The organism is Desulfosarcina sp. (assembly GCF_041551955.1).
In the GTDB taxonomy this organism is placed as follows: domain Bacteria; phylum Desulfobacterota; class Desulfobacteria; order Desulfobacterales; family Desulfosarcinaceae; genus Desulfosarcina.
On the sequence record NZ_JBFELV010000617.1, the window covers coordinates 1 to 1,906 of the forward strand.

Annotated in this window: 3 protein-coding genes and 1 pseudogene; all 4 read left to right on the forward strand. The window is 42.8% G+C overall.

Annotated features, from left to right (window positions below; all coding sequences use genetic code 11):
* The first annotated feature begins 314 nt into the window (after positions 1-314).
* Complete coding sequence (locus tag ABYV26_RS24880; RefSeq protein ID WP_197740410.1) at positions 315-659, forward strand: ArsR/SmtB-type metalloregulator TsoR; 345 nt, start codon at positions 315-317, stop codon at positions 657-659.
* A 23-nt stretch (positions 660-682) separates the two neighbouring features.
* Entirely contained in the window at positions 683-1,132 is a 450-nt protein-coding gene (tsoA, locus tag ABYV26_RS24885) for an LULAXC motif (seleno)protein TsoA (protein ID WP_337833580.1), read from the forward strand.
* 72 nt (positions 1,133-1,204) lie between these two features.
* Positions 1,205-1,561: an SHOCT domain-containing protein gene (locus ABYV26_RS24890; protein ID WP_197740409.1), complete on the forward strand. Its 357-nt coding sequence runs from the start codon at positions 1,205-1,207 to the stop codon at positions 1,559-1,561.
* A gap of 12 nt (positions 1,562-1,573) precedes the next feature.
* Positions 1,574-1,906 (forward strand): annotated as a pseudogene (locus ABYV26_RS24895) (hypothetical protein); the annotation flags it as partial.

Below are 1,906 nucleotides of genomic sequence, written 5' to 3' on the forward strand. Positions count from 1 at the left end.
AAATTAAAAGGCAAACCAGTATTAAACGTGATTGGCTGATAATATGATCCTCGAAAGGTGCCCAAAATGATAACTGAAAATAAATCAAATGATATTATGGATTCTTTGCACAAAACCTCGAATAGTCTGGTAAATATATGGACTAAAAGTTGAAATCGAAGGTTTCTGTTCAAATGCCCCGCTGATCCAACCCGTTATATTTTCTACTAAAAATCGAGCTGGACATCTTGGCAATCAATATATAAATATATATTTATATGCTGATTTACAAATCTTTGCATTATAGAAACTGAAGGCGATAGGAGAGCTGCAATTTGAATAAAGCGATCGCTGCAAAAAAGAGTTGCACTACAAGCCACCCGATAGATCTCCAGGCGTCTGCTTTTCTTGCGAAATGTTTGAGTGATGAAAATCGGCTGCGGATTTTGCTCTCGATCAGTGAAGGCCAAAAATCGGTGTCTGCGATTGTCGAGGAGCTTGAGCTGTCTCAGCCACTGGTTTCTCATCACCTTAAAGAACTGAGGCGGACATTATTGGTCACTGTTGAAAGAAACGGTCCTTTCGTTTTTTATAAGATGGCCGACAACCGCATAGTTGGAATCGTTGAAAAAATGAGTGGACTGGCTAAAGACCTAATTACCAATCGAAATGGTTTTTAGATTTCATGGGAGGCGATAAATATATGAAAGAAATTGAACAGCTGATTGATCAAATGGACCTGGAAAACGCAATGGAGGTTTTGGCAACCACCGTTAAAAAAATATTTTCACAGGCCAGCGAACAATCACGGCTCAAATTTGTGTACGCTCTCACCGGTGACGCCGGGAAAAGGAATGCCGCTGATCTCGTTCATTTGTGACTGGCTACATGCATGGACGAAGGTGTCGATCCAACGAAAATGTGCCAGAATTTGATGAATAAGGTAGCCCAATCGAAACAACTGCAGGCTGTCACCAATCCAGAAATCCTGGTTTTGTTTGAAGACTGGTTGGATGAAATTGAAAACGAAGTCATTTCCTCCATCAAGAAAAGTGGTTCCGATGATCATGTTTCCATTGCCGAAAAAACTGGTTTATCCAGATCCGGAGCGGATTTTATCATTACCAAACTAAAAAGAGAGGGGCGTATTTAAGTGGTTTTTCGGGCATCAAAAAATAAATACCAATTGGATCGCTCTGCTTGCGAATGAACGAAGGGAAATAATATGGGATCACGTATACATACAAAATGGACTTTGCTGCTAAGCCCAGTGTTATTCCTCTTGGGACTGGATAAAGTTATTGCACAGGATGGGAGTAACTATAGCAGCTGGTGCCCAGGCCCTTGGATGATGGGCGGCTGGGGTATAGGATGGTTTGGTATGGTTTTCATGATAATTTTTTGGGGGTTGCTTATCGTGGGCTTGGTCTTCCTCATCAAACGGTTGATACCGGCCTCAAAAGGCGAGAAGGACGTAATCCTGGGCAGTTATAGTGCCCTTGATATCGTCAAAGAACGATATGCAATAGGTGAAATCAATAGGAAGGAATTTGAGCAGATAAGAATAGACCTAACAAGTTAAAGAGGTGGGAAATTGGAAACTCAGATTTCTAAGAAAGACAAAGATCGGATTGAAGCTGGTATTCAAGGAAAATATACGAAAGTCGCCAAAGACCCTGAAGGACTTTTCAAATACCCCACAGGCAAGGCCGGGCTGAAGGCTTTAGAATATAATCCCGCGCTTATACAGGCGTTGCCGAGCTCTGCGGCAGCCTCATATTGCGGGGTGGGCAATCCTTTTTCCATTGGGTCAATAAACAATGGTGAAGCGGTGCTGGACATTGGCTGTGGAGCCGGTGTGGACACATTGATAGCCGCTATAATGGCAGGACCCACGGGAACAGCAGTTGGAATCGACCTGACCGCA